Here is a 17,735-nt window from a genome sequence, read left to right as displayed (position 1 = left end):
TCATCAACTCAAAGATCAAGAATCAAGTTCCGCCACACCAGCTTCAGATAATAAATTCATGCGAAGCTTTTCGTCGTCTACATCTAACAAGCTTTCACTATGATCTGGCAGTGTTTTGGAAACCTTCACTGACAAATCCTTAAATTTAGAAACTTTATTGTAGAGTCCTTGTTGCCCTACTAAAGAGACAATGGAGTCATTATAATTTTTCGTCGCCTGACGCAGGCCGTTGCCAACTTTAAGCATTTTCTCAGAGAACACACACAGCTGATTGAACACCCCTGCAGCCTGCTCAGCAATTTCACGAGTTTGTTCATTACTTCGCTCTAATACCCACAGATTCGCAATGGTGCGTACTATAGGCAAAAGAGTCGTTGGGGTCACCAGCACGACATTGCGTTCAAAGCCATAATTAAATAACGTGCGGTCATGCTCAACGGCGGCTAAAAATGCAGGTTCGATCGGCATAAACATCAGCACAAAATCCGGAGAATTCATTCCGTTCAGGTTGGTGTAATCCTTACCCGATAAATCTGCTATATGGGCCCTGACAGACTCAACATGGGCTTGCAGAAATTGGTTAGTGTCCTCTTCTTGTTCCGCTTCCACAGAGTTTACATAGGCAACCAGAGAAACTTTGCTGTCAATAATGACTTTTTTGCCACCCGGCAGACTAATGATCAAATCAGGCCGTTTGTTCTTTCCTTCTTCATCTTTAAAGTTTGCCTCTCTGAAAAACTCAACACCGTTCGACAAGCCAGAATTTTCCAGAATCATTTCAGCCTGTAATTCGCCCCACGATCCCTGTTTTTTATTATCCCCTTTAAGCGCTTTCGTCAGATTATGAGCTTCATCGGTGATCTGTTGATTCAATGCCCGTAACTGTTCAAGTTCTTTAGCCAGGCTGGCCTGGCTTTTGGTATCTTCCGTATGGATGGACTCCACACGCTCACGAAAGTGTTTAATTTGTTCTTTGAAAGGCTCAAGCATAGAGTTCATTGCTTGTTGGCTGTTTTGAGAAAACGACTTACCCTTTTCTTCAAATATTCGGTTGGCTAACAATTCAAAATCTTTCGTCATTTGAACTTTATTTTGCTCAAGTAACGCCAACTGTTCCTGATATTTGATCGTACGTTCATGATGGCTAGTTCTAAGTTCAGTTAACTCTGACTGAGTTTTTGCTAATGCCTGCTTCGCAGACTCCAGTTCATTCCGTATTAACTGCAATTCTTGAACTTTATTCGCTTCACGCTCTTTTAATGTTTCAGACATCTGTTTGGCTGCAGATGCTTCCGTTTGTGCCCTCTCCGTTTGAATCTCTGCCCTATGGTAGTTTGACTGGGCTTCATGTAATTGAGACTTCACTGACTCAAATTCTGCCTTTGTTAATTGGTGTTGCGCCGTTTCAAACTCCAACGACTGTTCCGCACGGGCAAGCTCAATACCAAAAGACTCTTTAGTTTTGCGACTTTGAACCAACGCAACAAGATAACCAACACAAACCGACATAAATAACATTGCTGAGCCAGCGGTGAGCGTAAACGGAGTCAAATCCATTCGGGTACTTCCTTAAAATCAGTGAATCGCACAAAATAACACCGAGAAAGACTTCTATAAAGGCACAAGTTCGTTAAAATGGCGCCCTTCCGTTTCGGCTTCTAAATATCTTCGATCAGGCATACATTTACTATGGAATATCAATTCTCCTCCGACTACTCTTCACAGCCTGTTGCAACTTGCTCTATGGATCATGAAGCATTTGGCCACTGGTTAACTGAAGAAATGGCTTCAGATGAAAAAAAAGTTCACCACATTCTTAGTCAAATTGAAGCACTTCAAGCTCAAAAAATTGACCAGTTCATTCTCAAAGGCTCAGAATATAGCCTGAAACTCACCCAGGAAGATGCCGTTGTAGGTGCCACCCACGTAGGGTTTGAAGCGTTCAATGATGAACTTTGTGCAGTAAGTGATGACAGTCAGGATTTAGGCTTTGAACACGATGAATTGGCTTTGGATGACCAGCAAGGCACAGCAATGTGTGGCTTGGAAGACTTCTCAGACCTTATCCATGCTTGGCTGGACTTTGTTTTCCCCTAAACGGATAAATGAATTATAAGCATCTAAATTCAGGCACAATTAACCCCTCCTACCCAAATGGCTAGTTACCTTTCGTTTTTGTTTATCTGAAGATCAGAAAAAATAAAAACAAAAAAGGACTGCCCATGAACTTCCCCAAAGCAATTGCTATTGCTTCTCTTGCTGCTGCCATGACTGGCTGCATAGACAAACACAACGTCACTCAGATTGGAGATGCCGAAAATATATTGTTCTTAGAAGATGGCCGGTTATTAGTCTCCGGCGGAAACAACATCTATCAAGTATCCGGCAACGGAAACGATTTTACACCCACCCCTTTGTATGTGGATGAGTCAGGTAAAGCACTAAAGTGTAACTTTACTGGCATAGCGCAACACGGTGACTGGGTCATTTCTTCATGCGTTGAAACCAAGTGGCTTATTTTTACCAATAACCACCTGCTCGCAGCCAACGTCAACGACTCTGACTTTAAATTCAACGTCATAACACCGAGCAAGAACGATGTATATGACCAGTTAGCGCTTCCAAACGGCATTGCTTTCACCAAGGACGGTTCTTTGCTGGTGGCTGACTATAATTTATTTGCGACTTCAGGCATTGCAAAACTAACGTTAGACTTTTCAGGCCCACAACCTTTTATTTCATCACTTGAGGAAGATTTCATTGGTGTGAATCACGGGCTTTCTTCACCTAACGGGGTTCGAACCGACGATAATTATGTTTACGTATCGAATGGTAACGCAGTAAAACGGTATGCATTCGCTGAAGACGGAACCGTTCCGACCACAATTGAAATCAATGGCCTTGCAGAACCTAATGAAACACTGATGTGGAAAGGCAGTTTGGCCACCATAGTTGACGATATCATGCCCTATTGTGGCGGTGTTGCTCTGACCAGTTATCTCAACGGCAGTGTTAAGTACGTTAAACGGCAATTTAATCACACCACCGGACAAGAAGAATTTGTTGAAATTGCAGACACCGGCGCTCTGGCTTTCAATTCACCCAGTTCTATCGCTATCGGTCAGCCACCACTGTTCAGTGGTTACGACTTGCTAGTGACAGAAAAAGGCTTGTTACAGGAGAAAAATTCATCCTTCGGGAATCGTCTATCTACTGCAACAATGCCATTTGACCTGAACAGTGCTAACGCTTGTGACATTGTTGCTTCGTTAGACTGATCAATCTCTTTATCGTATTTTCATTCCTACTCTATTTGCGGCCTTCATGGCCGCTTTTTTATTTTTGTAATAAATACGAATCAACTCATCCAATTGAAGGATGAACTTCCTTAGGATTTAAAGTAACCTGCTTTGTATTAAACTTTACAGTGTATTAAAAAATCTCAGGGTATTAATAATAACAACAGCATTTAAGGATGACCGCATGAGCAAAAAACAGTTTGACATCGTAGTCTTCGGAGCCACCAGTTTCGTTGGCCAAATCTTAACCAAATACTTGTTAAACAACTTCAACAATGAAGGTCAGGAGCAGCTGAATTGGGCACTGGCTGGCCGTTCAGAATCCAAACTGAACACTCTGAAGCAAGAATGCGGCATCGAAGCATCCAAGCTACCGGTCATTATTGCAGATGCGGCTGATCAAAGTGCGCTAGAAGCCATGTGCAAGCAAACCAATGTGGTTGTATCTACGGTGGGCCCGTATGCGCTCTATGGCGAACCACTGGTCAAGGCGTGTGTGGAAACTGGTACCGATTACTGTGATCTGACGGGTGAAGTTCAGTGGATCAGACGAATGATCACGAAATACGAAGCTCAAGCAAAAAAAACCGGCGCCAGAATTGTGCATTGCTGCGGCTTTGACTCAATACCCTCCGACATGGGCGTGTACTTCCTTCAACAGCAAGCCAAACAACAATTGGGTGAGCACTGTAATACCATTAAAATGCGAGTAAAAGCAGCAAAAGGTGGCGCTTCTGGTGGTACCGTTGCCAGTATGGTCAATATAACCAAAGAAGCCGCAGCAAACCCTGCGCTTCGAAAAGAGCTGGCCAACCCTTATTCAATTTGCCCTGAAAATCACAGCTTCACAGCGAGGCAACACAATGTCAGCACAACTGAGTTTGATCAGGACTTAAACGCATGGGCTGCGCCATTCGTAATGGCAGGTATCAATACTCGGGTAGTGCATCGTTCCAATGCTCTTTCAGACAACGCTTATGGAAAAGACTTTAAATACGATGAAGCTATGTTAACAGGGCCGGGTTTCAAAGGTCGTCTGAAAGCCAACGTTGTCGTTGCAGGTCTGGCAGGATTCCTGATTGGCGCAGCCATAAAACCAAGTCGTTGGGCCTTAGAGCGCTTTGTTCTTCCTAAGCCCGGCGAAGGCCCGTCGCCAAAAGAGCAGCTTTCCGGCTATTACGACCTTCGTTTTGTCGGTTCCACATCAAAAGGTCAAAAAATCACGACCAAAGTAACAGGACAAGGCGATCCAGGTTACGGTTCAACCTCTAAGATGTTGGGACAAGCAGCGGCATTCCTTGCGCTGGACTTGAAAAAAGAAGATAAGCCTGGCGGCTTCTGGACACCAGCGACAGCATTTGATAATCGCTTTATTCGGAGGCTGACCGAAAAAGCAGATTTGAACTTTGAAGTTATTGACTAAAAAATCAGATGTATCGTTGTTTTAATAAGGCCTCAATGATCGACTTTGAGGCCTCATTCAATGCAAAGCAGTACAACAAAACAAACACAACACTGAATTAAAAATCCAGTAAGTCTAAGAACGGATACAACGTTAAGCCCAAGACAAAAGCAATTGCGATAACCGCCAGTACTAACCTGAAAGGGTTATGCAGAAAATTGGTCCAGATACTTGGTAAATTTCCCTGAGTCTCAAGCTTCCTCCATTCTTCATTAAACCGGCTATGACGTTCCTGCTGATATTGGTCGATAAGGCCACGAGATCGCTCGTGATCCGCTTCATCATGAACCCAAATTCCTGGCATTGAAACGCCCCACCGACCAGCCGTGGTTTCGTAAAAATCAATGGCGTTTTCTTCAAGCAGATGACGAACATCGTCTGCTTCATCTTCCGGAACACCACTCAGTTTAAAAATCAAATAAGGCATATACACCCGTTAATTTGCGGTGAGACTATTGCGCGGAAGCTACAACGACTAATAACAGCGTTAAAAATCGCCTCAAAATGCTCATTTACGATCAGTAATACCCAAAGGGGCACACTGACTCAGCTTTTTCGTTGATTTTTGCCTTGTTCTAAATCGTTTCACAGTCCGTGCTAAGGTCTCACTGTGTTGATAATATTCGAGATTGAAAACTGCATCGATTGCCAGTCTCGATAGTCAATACCAATAGGATACAGCTGATCTCCCCATTCTAGAACCAAAGAAGGAAATCCGGCATCCGATAGGTTTCGGGCCAACTTAATTTGTCCATTCAATACTTCATGAGTTTCATCAGAATCTAAAACTGTCCGAAAATCTGAAGCCGCCTCAACGGGTAAACTTAACTCAGTTGCCACTTCTTGAAACAACGTCTCCAGAATATCATTCTCTGATGGATTCATTGCTCGTAAATAGTATCCCCGTTGAATGGCATCCACCATTATTTTGCCAACGTCCAGATTCAAGTTGTATTTCTTAGCAATTACCTTGGCCGCGATAATGGCCCTGCACGCAGGATAAGTCGATCTCTTTGGCGTATTGAAAGACCAAAAATCAAAATTAAACTCCGTTCCCAATAGATCATTGATTCTATACCAGTGTTGCTGAATGGTTTGCCGAAGAGCCATAGGCATTGGCTGATGGGTATCCGGAGCTAGCCCTCCTAACACGTACTGAATTTCCAAATCACGAGGTAAATGATTTTGAAGCTCGTCCCAGGTAAGTCTAAAACCCCAACACCATGAACACATAGGGTCATGAATGTAATAGAGTGTGGCGGTCATAATTCTTCGCGATGAGTATTTTGTACATTAATTTCTGTGCAATCAAAGTTCTTTTGCTGTGAGGATTTGTTGCACTATTAAACCACAGAAAGAAAAACGTTTCTTCAGGCAATAAAAAAGAGCACCGAAGTGCCCTTTTTTGAACCAATTAAAACGCTCGAATTATGCGTCTTCAGTTTTCTTGCGTGAACGACGTGGCTTTTTAGCCGCTTCTTTGGCTTCTGGTGCTTCAGTTTCGGAAACCGCTTCTTTAACAGTCTCAAGCGCTTCTTTCGCTTCTTCTGCAACATCTTCAACGGCGTCTTTTACTTCTTCAACAACGTCTTCAACGTCTTTTTCAATTTTCGAAAGAAGCTTGCTTACAAATTCACTGGCACTTGCGTTCAAAGAACGAACGTTCTGAAAAGCACTCACTGCTTTTTCGTTATGCTTCTCACGAATGTCTTTCGCTGTGATTGTTTTCGCTTTTTCTTCGATCGTCTCAACATAGTCGAACGTCTTACCAGCTACAGAGCTGTAGTATTGCTCAACAGTATTGATACCACTTTCGATTGAACCTTCAACTTTGGCTTGAATTGATTTAAGTTTGCTCATTAGATTACTCACTCTGCAGATATAAATTTAGCGCTTTACGCCCCTGTATGGTCACGAACATATCAACCAAAATTAGACTGAACACCCTAATAATTGTCATTTAAGAACAAACTGCTTTAATAGAACACAGGGTCTTATTTTTGGCTCATACAAAGGCATTAGTTTGCTTTAACACCTTTTAATTCATACTCTTATCAATCCATCAAAGAACGTCTGAACACGTCATTTTTGAATTTTTAACAAAGGCATTTTTGTGAACGAAATAAACAACATCCTTTACATCACTGGCGCAGGTGTCAGTGAAGAAAGTGGCATTCCTACATTCCGGGGGAAGGACGGTTTCTGGAAAATAGGCAGCAAAAACTATACGCCTCAGGAAATGGCAACACGAAGAATGTATAAAGAAAACCCGGAGCAGTTTCTTTCCTGGTACTACAAACGGTTTGCAGCGTATCGAAACCATGGCCCAAACAAAGTACACCACTGGCTTGCCAACAAAAATTTAATCACCCAAAACATTGATGGTCTAGATGGAAAAGCCGGAAACCAAAACTACATAGCCATTCATGGCCGACTGGATCAGATGACACTGTTCCATACTCAAGGGGACAACGTGGCTACCCAACAAGCACCATGGGATTCAGTAGACGAGACTTCGCTCACAGAGTCACTGCTGGAGGTATTCAAAATCAGCCTTTCCACACGAAAGCCTATGAAGAGCCAGTCTTTCAAACCCTATGTTTTGTTGTTTGATGAATATTACACCGAGCTGTATCGAATCAGTGAAGCGCAACAAAGAATGATTGACGCCGATAAAATCATTTTTATGGGTACATCGTTCAGCGTCAACATCACTCAGATGGCATTAGAAATTGCTGTCACCCAAAACAAGCCCATTGAAGTGGTTGACCCCTATCCGGTTAGAATCCCTTATGAAAATACGACTTACCACAGAATGAAAGCATCTGAGTACATTGAAAGGGCGGACTAACAATCGCCCTAATAACTAATCAATTGGCCGTGATTGACTTCAAAATTCATCAGCTCCTGAATCGGTTTGTCGTGTTTATGGCACAACAAACCACGAATGACGCCGCCATGAGCAACAAGCAAGACGCTCTTACCAGAGAACCGGGCATAGATGTCCGCCAGTCCGTCGAGAATACGACGATCAAAGTCAGAGAGAGACTCTCCGTTCGTGGGCGGGTTACTCAACGGGTCTTCCCAAAAACGCTCCAGCACGCCAGGATGTTGATCCAGCACTTCGATGGCCGTCAGGTTTTCCATCACACCAAAGTCATATTCACGAAAGGCCGGGTCAGTTTCATATGGAATAGACAACATCGCAGAAAGTTCTTTGCTGAAGGATAAACAACGCAAAAGAGGCGATGTCACAATGACATCCCATTCAGGATGGCCTACCTCTGAAATACGTTGACCAACGGAAGTCAGCATCTGTTGCCTCCCTTCCTCGGTCAATATCGCGTCGGTCACACCGATGTATGCTTTACCGGCTTCGGTGATACCGTGCCTTAACAGCGTTAATGACTTTAAAGAATTATCCTTTGTCATCAACACCCGCCTCAGCAAAAGTCGCCATCTGATTATGCAATGCACAGGCCGTCTTTAATAACGAAACAGCGATGGCTGCCCCACTGCCCTCTCCTAGCCTCATTTCAAGTTTCAATATTGGTTCTCCATTCATCGCTTCTAAAATAATACGATGGCCGGGTTCCGCCGATTGATGAGAAAATACCATCCACTCCCGGCATTCTTGGTTCAGAGATTGAGCAAATAGCGCAGCCACAGAACAAATAAAACCATCGACCAAAACAGGCAAGCCTAATTGGGCCGAACGCAAATACGCACCACAAAGCGCAACAATTTCAAACCCGCCTAAGCACGTCAGAATTGCTAACGGATTTACCACCTCTGTTTTATAAAAAGCGGCTTTATGAAAAGCAATGGCCTGCTCAATCATTTGAGCTTTAAATTTAATTCCTTCAGGCGTAATCCCTGTGCCCGGGCCAGCAATATCCAGCGCCGGACGATTCAACAGCGCACAAGCTAACGCAGTGGCGGTGGTGGTATTACCAATGCCCATTTCGCCACCGATAAACAACTGAGCACCTTGTTCAAACGCCCTTTCCGCCGCTTCTTTTCCGGCATTCATTGCCTGCACTAATTGCTCTTCGGTCATGGCTTGTTGAGTCAGAAAACTCAAAGTACCGTTTGAAATATTCACTTGATGGAACTGACTTTGACTGGATTCTGCTAAAGCTATAAATTCATGGGGTAAAGGCTCGACCGCTCCTAAATTAACAATCTCCAAGGATGCGCCTAACTCTCTTGCGCAAACACTGATGGCCGCGCCGCCAGCCAGAAAGTTGGCAATCATTTGTGCGGTAACGGCTTGCGGATAAGCAGAAACCCCTTCAGCCGCTATCCCATGATCGGCAGCAAATACCGTAATAAAGGTCTTATCCACTGAAGGTCGCTCAGAACCCTGCATCGTCGCCAGACTCACAGCAAGAGACTCCATCTTTCCCAATGAACCGGCCGGTTTCGTCAGGATCTGCTGTCGATCAAGCGCAGCTGCCTTTGTCTCTTTATTCAGGGCCTTTACAGAAATTTCCAACCAATCCAACATTTAAGCATGTCCTTTCAAAAAATGAGGCAAACCCGCCACCGTCAAAATTACTTGTTCACTGATCTCAGCAACCGCCTGATGAAGTAACCCTGCCTCATCACAAAATTTTCGCGTAAGTTCACCCATCGGCACGACCCCCATATTGGTCTCGTTACTGACCATAATGATCTGGCCGGGTAAGGTGGGGAAAACATCCAATAAGGCTTGTCGTTCACTTTCAAATTGAGACTGATCTTCCAACATGAGCAAGTTAGTCAGCCACAGTGTTAGGCAGTCCACCAAAATACAGGTTTCGCTCGTTGCCTGCGCTTTGAGAACGTCGGCTAATTTAATGGGTTCTTCAACCAACCCCCAATGATCAGGTCGACGTTCACGATGCAACCGTACCCGCTCAGACATTTCCTTATCAGTGGGTTCGCTGGTAGCGATGTAACACACCGATAATTGACTTTCAGAGGCGTATTGCTCCGCCAATTTACTCTTGCCCGAGCGAGCCCCACCCAATATAAGTGTCTTCACTTAAACAACCTATTTACAAAATTAATCAAATCAGATGCCTATGCGGATTACTTCACTTTACGAATCAATTATCATAACGAGCTTTCCAACATCCGGTAGAATTCAGTCTCGCGGAAGATTCTAACGGAGTTTGAATCGTTATATAACCGAAATATCAGGATCACTACTTCAAGGATCGAAAAGTCAATGTTCCAAGCCCTCAAAGATTTTTTTAGCGCCCTATTCACCAAGAAACCCACAAAATTACCTCCGTGGCAACCCGAATGGTCCGCATTCCTGAATAGCAAAGTGAGTTTTTATCGCAATTTATCCAATGAAGACAAAACACGGTTTGAGCAACGTTGCCTGCTATTTTTAACAACCACATCGGTTGAAGGCGGTGTAGCTGTAGAAGTTACAGATCAAGACAAACTTCTGGTCGCGGCAAGTGCCATCATTCCGGTTTGGGGTTTCCCTAACTGGCACTACATCAACATCAAAACTGTTTATCTATTACCCGCGATGTTTAACGAGCAGTTCGAGTGTGGCGGCCCAGATGCAAGAATCACCGGAATGGTAGGCACTGGCCCGATGGCAGGAAAAATGGCATTGAGCAAACCGGCATTACATCAGGGCTTTGCCAACGACAGAGACAAACAAAATGTGGGCATTCACGAATTTGTACATTTGGTTGATATGGCCGATGGAAACTGCGACGGATTTCCTGAACGGGTAAAGAAATTTGAATACTGCGCCCCTTGGTTTGATTTGGTGCAACACAAAATATCCGAAGTTGAAGATAAGAAAAGCAACATCAGAGAATACGCGACCACCAATAAAGCTGAGTTTCTGGCGGTTGCTTCCGAGTACTTTTTTGAAAGACCAAAAATGCTTCAGAAAAAGCACCCAAAACTTTACGAGTATCTAAGCGACTTTTATCAGCAGAACCTGGCTGAAATTGAGGCCGATATACAACCTACAAGAAACAGCCCTTGCCCATGTGGAAGTGGAAAAAAATACAAGCGGTGCTGCCTGAATAACTTATAGTGGTTCTCAACCTCTTACGTTGAAATGAAGCTATAACATTTCGGAGAACCCCGATGTGTTTAAATCACTCTCTAACAAGCGTTATTCTTCAAGAATCGCCTGAGGAGTCAGCTTTATTTCTTCAGGTTTAATCACTGTGAAATCTTCAACGTAAAATTGATCGGCACTGCAGCACTGCCACCAATGCGCCCATTGCTTGTTAGAAACTAACCCTTCTACCAGTGCATCGGGCCTGAGAGGTTCAACCAAACTGCCTGTGGCCATCAACAGGCCATAAGGCGTTCTGCGTTTCACCATGTGAGGAGCCAGATCTGCGGGATCATCCAAACCAAGACTTCCCACTAACTCATAAAAACTGTCCAAAGTTTTTCTGTGAAAATTATAAACACGATTACTTTTATCCTCGACATTAATCGCCTTGGAGCGAGCTGGATCTTGCGTAGCAATCCCTGTAGGACAATGGTTCGTATTACAGCTTTTCGACTGGATACACCCCAGCGCAAACATCATGGTCCGGGCTGCATTCACTAAATCTGCACCCATAGCAATCTTGGAAAGCAAATCAAAACTTGAGGCCGTCTTTCCTGAGGCAATGATCTTAATCTTATCCCTGAGACCTACGCCAACCAGCGCATTATGCACAAAGTAAATACCTTCCAGACACACCATACCAAGTCGGTTACTGAACTCTACAGGGGCGGCACCGGTGCCGCCTTCCGCGCCATCGACGGTTATAAAGTCAGGGGTAATCCCTGTTTCCAGCATCGCCTTGCAAACACTTAAAAATTCCGCTGGATTTCCGATGCACAGTTTGAACCCAACCGGCTTACCTCCACTTAACGCCCGCAATTTCTGTATAAAATGTAACAAGGCGACTGGTGTTGTGCATTCCGGGTTTACTGCTGGAGATATGCAATCTTTATCCATCGAAATATGTCGTATTTCGGCAATCTCAGGTGTAATTTTTGCCTTAGGCAGTACACCGCCATGAGCCGGTTTAGCCCCTTGACTGAGCTTAATCTCGATCATTTTAATTTGAGGTTTTTTGGCCATTTGCTCAAACATATTCGGGTTAAAGCGACCATTTTCATCCCGACAGCCAAACAACCCAGAACCGATTTGCCAAACAATATCCCCACCGTGTTTCAAATGATATGGACTGACCGAGCCTTCGCCTGTGTTATGAAAACACCCTGCTTTTTTAGCACCAGAATTCAAAGCCTCAATGGCATTACTGCTCAGAGAACCAAAACTCATGGCCGAGATATTTAAGTAAGACGCCTCATAAGGCTGTGTGCAATCCGGCCCTCCGATGGTAATGCGCTTTACATCGTCTTTCACGTGCTTAGGGCTTAATGAGTGCCACAGGCTCAAGTAGTTTTCTTCAAGTAAATCGCGTTGTGTACCAAACGCAATCGTGTCCCTGACACCTTTGGCTCTTTGATAAACCAAAGAACGCTGTTCACGGTTAAATGGCCGCTCTTCTGTATCATTCGCAATGAAATACTGTTGAATTTCGACCCGATAAGATTCAAGAAAATAACGAAGGTAAGCAACAACAGGATAAAGACGATTAAGATTATGCTTACTGTATTTCAGGTCATAAAAACCAACAACAGTATAGACTAAGCTAAACAGTAAAAAGGCCGTGGCCAACGAACTTTCTGCAACATTAAAAGCGATCAGCGCGACCAGATTGCCCACTGTTGCGATGAACCAATATACCTTTTGCATTATTGTCATGCGTATCCCTTACAAACCTGAATTCAGAACCAGAACGTAAATGAATTCAGGTTTTTCTACAATCGTAGACATGAAAATAATTAATCAACAGAGTATATCCAAAGAAATAAGGCCTGTCTCAGCGGACTGGCAGGCCTTTCGAGCACTCTTTTCATGTAAGAGGTTCCCTAGGCCTCCAGGGTTTCAAAAGAAGATACGGGCTCAACAACCTGGTGAACGGTTCTGCTAAAACTCCAATCTTGCTCATAATCAAAATTTATAGACCAAACCATAATGCCGCCGTATTGAGGGCTCTGCATTACTTCTCCTGAATCTATATCTTTTACCACATCACTTGGATCAGACAGACCCGAACCTGCACTGCCCGAGGCTGGTTCCCCGACAACAATTTTAGTCCTCGCCGGTACAATCTTGGTCAGAGGCCCATAACTTGCCGATATAAAGCCTACATCCGTGTCCTGAAGGCCATCAAACACAGCACCGCCGTATTGGTTATACTCCTGTATGAACAGCGCATCAAAGTTCGCCGATTTTAAAAAACTGGTTGTAAAGACATTAGCAGGTGCCAGGGAAGCAGGCCCGCCATAGCCCCCGGCTATTTGAGGTGCCGCAGTGATGAATAAAGATGAATCCTTTTGCCGTATTGTACTGACGTATAAATCAAGAAAATCAACGCCCACTTCAATGTCTTCCAAGTCCAGGTCGACACCATCAAAACCGTGATACTGACAAAGCAAAACCGTGTTTTTTGCAGCCTCAACCGGATCTGTGGGTAAGAAGGTGTTATTTTGCCCTCCAAAGGAAAGCAGCGCCAAACCACCGGCCTGATGAATCATATTGATCTGTTCTGCCAGATTTGACACAGGAGTCTCTACGCCAGAAGGCAAAGACACCTGATTGTCTTTATGAACGTAGCCAAACGCATAAACGAATACCGTATACTTGTTCTGAATTGCCTCTCTGATCATGTTGTCTGAAACATTTGCCGGTACACTCGAACCATAGGCCGAAACGTACCCGACTAGCGACTTTGATGGCCAGCTATTGATATTAGACATAATAACCCCTTAATAAATTGTGGTTTTTACAAACACTATTAAAAGGTTAGAAGCTCACGATTTAAAAAGTATGAACCATTGCAGCTTCAGCATACCCGCAATCTCTTATATAAAACCGGGATAAGTCTGACCCGGTATGAGAGTTTTCGGACACAGAGGTAGTTATTTAAGAAATAAAAAATGTCTTTCAGGAATTGGGCTGACATCACCTTTGAGCCTGTTACAGGCCGGAATATGAAGCAATACCAAATAGAAGGGTTCGACCTGAAGGGTTCGACCTGAAAGGTTCGACCTGAAAGGTTCGGCCCGAAGGGTTTAATCCAAAAGGTTAGCCAGTATTAATTCAGATTCTGCCATGCCATATTTTGTACGAAACATCATTTTTAGCGAAGTTTTTGACAGAGTACATGAGTTCATCTGCAACTTTCATCGCTTCCTTAATATCAGCAGGCATCGTTTCAAATGTTACCATGCCAACACTAAACGTTACCGGCCATTTACCATGGTCCATACGTCGTGCTAATAAGGTACTGGCTTTTGAAAAAGCTGCTTTAGCTTCTTCTTGTCCTGTTTCAGGCAACAAACAAGAAAACTCATCACCACCTAATCTTGCTACAGTGTCAGTTTCCCTCATAGATTTTTTTAAACTCTTGGCAACCTCTATGAGTAATTGATCGCCGGCACTGTGACCTCGTGAATCATTTATAAACTTAAAGTTATCAATATCTATAAAAGCAAGAGAAAATATGTGCTGATATCTGGATGAACGCACTAGCTCATTGGCCAACTCAATATAAAAACCTCGTGAGTTGTAAATGTTTGTTAAATTATCGGTGTCAGCGGCGAGGGACTCCTCACGGTGAACATTTCGGAAATTAGTTATGAGTATTGCTAAAGCGGAAAAGCTCAATGCACACGGAATACCGTAACTCAGAATTTTTATAGCCACAAACCCACTTTGAAGAGCATTACCGAACAGTAAAACCAAAGAAGACACTATAGCCAGAATAACGCCCGACCTTTTAGAGCCATACCAGCTAACGATAATTATTGGAAAAACATAAAAAAGTTCTAAAAATATTACGTCACCATACAAAGTCGAAAAAACAGCCAAAACCAGTAAAAAACACAAAGTTAACCACCAAATAAATTTGGTCGAGCGTTTATCTAAAATACTGAAGATTGTTTTCAAAATTTAGCGTGTTCCGCTGGCTTTCAAACAAGAAAGAAGTCTAATTATTATAGTTCATACGCGATGACATGCAGCTCTCAATTGGCGAGCGCCACATTGTAAACGAGAGCCTCGAACTTGGCTTAAGCGCAGCCACAACGGTTGGCTGCCTCTGCTATACTGCTTAACTACATACCTCCCTTAACACTACCCTTCACAACAACCTTCAATGAGGCCTTACTCCCACATCACCGTCTGCCACAAAGCTGCAATCAAGGGCTCATTGAGGCGTTTATTTTGAGCACATAAGCCAACTGCAAAGGGTTCAAGCTCAGGCAATACTTCCATTATTCGAACCTTATTCATCAAGGGACTGTTCTTTAATACCAAGTCCGGCACGACGCCAACCCCACAACCTAAACTCACCATACTGACAATGGCTTCATGACCCGAAACCTGCGCATAAATATTCTGTTTCAAACGTTTCTTTTTAAACCAGCGATCCACTCTTGTTCTTGCTAGACCCGTTTCCGACAACACCAAAGGCACCTTGTCCCAGGCAATATCATCTTCAAGTAATTCAGGCACTGTTTGTAACCCAACCGGGGCAATGAACAATAAGGGTGCGGTGGTGATGGTTTTAAAGGTCAGGTTAGCCGGCAGTTGATCCGGACGCGCGGCAATCACCACATCGGCCTCACCGGATTGCACATGAGGAATGGATTCAGCGGCATCGCCCGTGATTAAACGAATATCAACCAAAGGATGTTGCGCCCGAAAACGGCTGAGTAATTCGGATAAAAAACTGTAACTCGCAGTCACTGAACAATAAATACTTAACTGGCCCTGCAGCTCACTTGCCTGACGTTGAACAGACAATTTAAACTGCCGCCATAACTCCAAGGCTTGTTCAGAATGTTGACGGAATAACTCGCCCTCTTCCGTCAAACGTAATCGCGTTCCCTCCCGGTCAAATAAATTGGCACCAACGCCCTCTTCCATACGCTTCAAACGTCGACTTAAAGTGGAAGAACTGCAATGAATTAATTGGCTGACTACCCCTAAATTCTGATGTTCTGCCAACAGAACAAATACTTCCAAATCTTTGTATTCCATAGCAAAACCTTCATTCAAGCAGTACTATACGCACCATCAAAGCAACAACTAATGTAGCCATTGCATTACCTGCAACCACCTTCATTGCAAGAAGTGCAATAAGAAAAAGCAATTATAGCATTTTACGCAACGATCAACTTAGCCTAGAATGCACCACATTGAAATCCCGAATAACCTACAAATAGGAGAGACAAGATGTCTAATAACTATTTCAACACGCTAAACCTGCGTGAGCAGTTGGACCAGCTTGGTCGTTGTCGTTTTATGGACCGTTCAGAGTTTTCTGAAGGTTGTGAATATCTTAAAGGTAAGAAAATCGTCATCGTTGGTTGTGGTGCGCAAGGCCTTAACCAAGGTTTGAACATGCGTGACTCAGGTTTGGACATTTCTTACGCGCTACGTGCAGCAGCAATCGAAGAGAAGCGTGCTTCTTTCGTTAACGCTTCTGAAAACGGTTTCACTGTTGGTACTTACGAAGACTTGATTCCTCAAGCTGATCTAGTACTTAACCTAACTCCTGATAAGCAGCACACTGCCGTAGTTACAGCGGTTATGCCTTTGATGAAGAAAGACTCTGCACTTGCTTACTCTCACGGTTTTAACGTGGTTGAAGAAGGCATGCAGATCCGTGAAGACATCACAGTAATCATGGTTGCTCCTAAGTGCCCTGGTTCTGAAGTACGTGAAGAATACAAGCGTGGCTTCGGTGTACCTACTCTTCTTGCTGTTCACCCTGAAAACGATCCACGTGGCGAAGGCTGGGATCTTGCTAAAGCATACGCTTCTGCAACTGGTGGTGACCGTGCAGGTTGTCTTGAGTCTTCTTTCGTTGCTGAAGTTAAGTCTGACCTTATGGGTGAGCAAACTATCCTATGTGGTATGTTGCAGACTGGCGCTATCTTGGGCTACGACAAAATGGTTGCTGAAGGCATCGACGGCCCATACGCAGCTAAATTGATTCAGTTCGGTTGGGAAACAATCACTGAAGCATTGAAGATCGGCGGCATCACTAACATGATGGATCGTCTTTCTAACCCTGCTAAGATCAAAGCGTTCGACATGGCTGAAGAGCTGAAAGAGCTTATGCGTCCATTGTTCCGCAAGCACCAGGACGACATCATCACAGGTCACTTCTCTAAGACTATGATGGAAGACTGGGCAAACGACGACGCGAACCTTCTAAAGTGGCGTGAAGAAACGGCTGAAACAGGCTTCGAAAAAGAAGGCGCTTGTGACACTGTAATCGACGAGCAAGAGTACTTCGACAAAGGCATCATGCTTGTTGCTATGGTTAAAGCCGGTGTTGAGCTTGCGTTTGAATCTATGGTTGAGTCTGGCATCATCGAAGAATCTGCTTACTATGAGTCTCTTCATGAAACGCCATTGATCGCTAACACAATTGCTCGTAAGAAGCTTTACGAAATGAACGTTGTGATCTCTGACACGGCTGAATACGGCTGCTACCTGTTCGCTCACGCTGCAGTGCCTCTATTGGCTGAGAAGTTCATGCCTTCTATTACTACTGCTGAGATCGGTAAAGGTCTTGAGCTAACTTCTACTTCTGTAGACAACGCTCGTTTGGTTGAAGTGAACGACGCTATCCGTAACCACCCGGTTGAGTACATCGGTGAAGAGCTACGTGGCTACATGACAGATATGAAGCGTATTGTTGAAGCAACTAACTAATCGTTAGAAGCTACCTGCGTTGTTAAGGCGTTGTTAAAAATTGGTTCGAGTTGCTCATTTATAACTTATAAACTCCGCTCTCTCACCAATTTTTGCCTCGCCTTAACTGCCTCGTTGACGCTTCTCTAAACTTGAGCAGTGTTAA

General features: G+C 44.0%; 17 protein-coding genes. 6 read left to right on the top strand and 11 right to left on the bottom strand.

Features of this window, described 5'->3' with window-relative positions; translation table 11 throughout:
• Nucleotides 1–15: 15 nt before the first annotated feature.
• The gene (locus ABD744_RS06890) at nt 16–1,557 is read right to left on the bottom strand and encodes a DNA recombination protein RmuC (protein ID WP_344796795.1); all 1,542 of its coding nucleotides are present in this window, start codon (nt 1,555–1,557) and stop codon (nt 16–18) included.
• A 132-nt stretch (nt 1,558–1,689) separates the two neighbouring features.
• On the opposite strand from ABD744_RS06890, the gene ABD744_RS06885 reads away from it, so the two are divergent.
• The 3 genes from ABD744_RS06885 (at nt 1,690) to ABD744_RS06875 (ending at nt 4,722) form a co-directional block, all read left to right on the top strand.
• Nucleotides 1,690–2,097, top strand: a complete 408-nt coding sequence (locus tag ABD744_RS06885; RefSeq protein ID WP_344796794.1) for a YacL family protein — start codon at nt 1,690–1,692, stop codon at nt 2,095–2,097.
• Between the two features lie 125 nt (nt 2,098–2,222).
• Nucleotides 2,223–3,278: an SMP-30/gluconolactonase/LRE family protein gene (locus ABD744_RS06880; protein ID WP_344796792.1), complete on the top strand. Its 1,056-nt coding sequence runs from the start codon at nt 2,223–2,225 to the stop codon at nt 3,276–3,278.
• Nucleotides 3,279–3,483: 205 nt separating this feature from the next.
• Nucleotides 3,484–4,722: a saccharopine dehydrogenase family protein gene (locus tag ABD744_RS06875; protein ID WP_344796790.1), complete on the top strand. Its 1,239-nt coding sequence runs from the start codon at nt 3,484–3,486 to the stop codon at nt 4,720–4,722.
• Nucleotides 4,723–4,819: 97 nt separating this feature from the next.
• Here ABD744_RS06875 and ABD744_RS06870 read toward each other — a convergent pair whose 3' ends face one another.
• From ABD744_RS06870 to ABD744_RS06860, 3 genes are all read right to left on the bottom strand, one after another.
• Nucleotides 4,820–5,188, bottom strand: a complete 369-nt coding sequence (locus ABD744_RS06870; RefSeq protein WP_344796788.1) for a DUF6164 family protein — start codon at nt 5,186–5,188, stop codon at nt 4,820–4,822.
• A gap of 170 nt (nt 5,189–5,358) precedes the next feature.
• Nucleotides 5,359–6,027 carry a DsbA family protein gene (locus ABD744_RS06865; protein ID WP_344796786.1) on the bottom strand — a complete coding sequence of 223 codons (669 nt, stop codon included), beginning with the start codon at nt 6,025–6,027 and terminating at the stop codon, nt 5,359–5,361.
• Nucleotides 6,028–6,189: 162 nt separating this feature from the next.
• A complete protein-coding gene (locus tag ABD744_RS06860; RefSeq protein WP_344796784.1) occupies nt 6,190–6,621 on the bottom strand; it encodes a hypothetical protein in 432 nt (143 codons plus the stop codon).
• 253 nt (nt 6,622–6,874) lie between these two features.
• Between ABD744_RS06860 and ABD744_RS06855 the strand changes: the two genes are divergently transcribed.
• Entirely contained in the window at nt 6,875–7,612 is a 738-nt protein-coding gene (locus tag ABD744_RS06855; RefSeq protein WP_344796782.1) for an SIR2 family NAD-dependent protein deacylase, read from the top strand.
• Between the two features lie 8 nt (nt 7,613–7,620).
• On the opposite strand, the gene ABD744_RS06850 is transcribed toward ABD744_RS06855, so the two are convergent.
• Genes ABD744_RS06850 through cobU form a run of 3 tightly spaced genes read right to left on the bottom strand, consistent with a single transcriptional unit; the run spans nt 7,621 to nt 9,790 of the window.
• A complete protein-coding gene (locus tag ABD744_RS06850; protein WP_344796780.1) occupies nt 7,621–8,193 on the bottom strand; it encodes a histidine phosphatase family protein in 573 nt (190 codons plus the stop codon).
• Nucleotides 8,180–9,271 carry a nicotinate-nucleotide--dimethylbenzimidazole phosphoribosyltransferase gene (cobT, locus tag ABD744_RS06845; RefSeq protein ID WP_344796778.1) on the bottom strand — a complete coding sequence of 364 codons (1,092 nt, stop codon included), beginning with the start codon at nt 9,269–9,271 and terminating at the stop codon, nt 8,180–8,182. The genes ABD744_RS06850 and cobT overlap by 14 nt, the downstream gene beginning before the upstream one ends.
• Complete coding sequence (gene cobU / locus ABD744_RS06840; RefSeq protein WP_344796776.1) at nt 9,272–9,790, bottom strand: bifunctional adenosylcobinamide kinase/adenosylcobinamide-phosphate guanylyltransferase; 519 nt, start codon at nt 9,788–9,790, stop codon at nt 9,272–9,274.
• 186 nt (nt 9,791–9,976) lie between these two features.
• On the opposite strand from cobU, the gene ABD744_RS06835 reads away from it, so the two are divergent.
• The gene (locus tag ABD744_RS06835) at nt 9,977–10,816 is read left to right on the top strand and encodes a M90 family metallopeptidase (RefSeq protein ID WP_344796773.1); all 840 of its coding nucleotides are present in this window, start codon (nt 9,977–9,979) and stop codon (nt 10,814–10,816) included.
• 81 nt (nt 10,817–10,897) lie between these two features.
• Here ABD744_RS06835 and ABD744_RS06830 read toward each other — a convergent pair whose 3' ends face one another.
• From ABD744_RS06830 to ilvY, 4 genes are all read right to left on the bottom strand, one after another.
• Nucleotides 10,898–12,559 carry an FMN-binding glutamate synthase family protein gene (locus ABD744_RS06830; protein WP_344796771.1) on the bottom strand — a complete coding sequence of 554 codons (1,662 nt, stop codon included), beginning with the start codon at nt 12,557–12,559 and terminating at the stop codon, nt 10,898–10,900.
• A gap of 167 nt (nt 12,560–12,726) precedes the next feature.
• The gene (locus ABD744_RS06825; RefSeq protein ID WP_344796769.1) at nt 12,727–13,617 is read right to left on the bottom strand and encodes a glycosyl hydrolase family 18 protein; all 891 of its coding nucleotides are present in this window, start codon (nt 13,615–13,617) and stop codon (nt 12,727–12,729) included.
• A 343-nt stretch (nt 13,618–13,960) separates the two neighbouring features.
• A complete protein-coding gene (locus tag ABD744_RS06820; protein ID WP_344796767.1) occupies nt 13,961–14,809 on the bottom strand; it encodes a GGDEF domain-containing protein in 849 nt (282 codons plus the stop codon).
• A 216-nt stretch (nt 14,810–15,025) separates the two neighbouring features.
• Nucleotides 15,026–15,904 (bottom strand): HTH-type transcriptional activator IlvY, encoded by an 879-nt coding sequence (ilvY, locus tag ABD744_RS06815; RefSeq protein WP_344796765.1) that lies wholly within the window; start codon nt 15,902–15,904, stop codon nt 15,026–15,028.
• A gap of 195 nt (nt 15,905–16,099) precedes the next feature.
• Between ilvY and ilvC the strand changes: the two genes are divergently transcribed.
• Complete coding sequence (gene ilvC / locus ABD744_RS06810) at nt 16,100–17,590, top strand: ketol-acid reductoisomerase (protein ID WP_344796763.1); 1,491 nt, start codon at nt 16,100–16,102, stop codon at nt 17,588–17,590.
• Nucleotides 17,591–17,735: the final 145 nt, after the last annotated feature.

This window comes from Litoribacillus peritrichatus, from assembly GCF_039537985.1.
Lineage (GTDB): Bacteria > Pseudomonadota > Gammaproteobacteria > Pseudomonadales > Litoribrevibacteraceae > Litoribacillus > Litoribacillus peritrichatus.
This window is presented reverse-complemented; position numbering and strand designations above follow the sequence as displayed.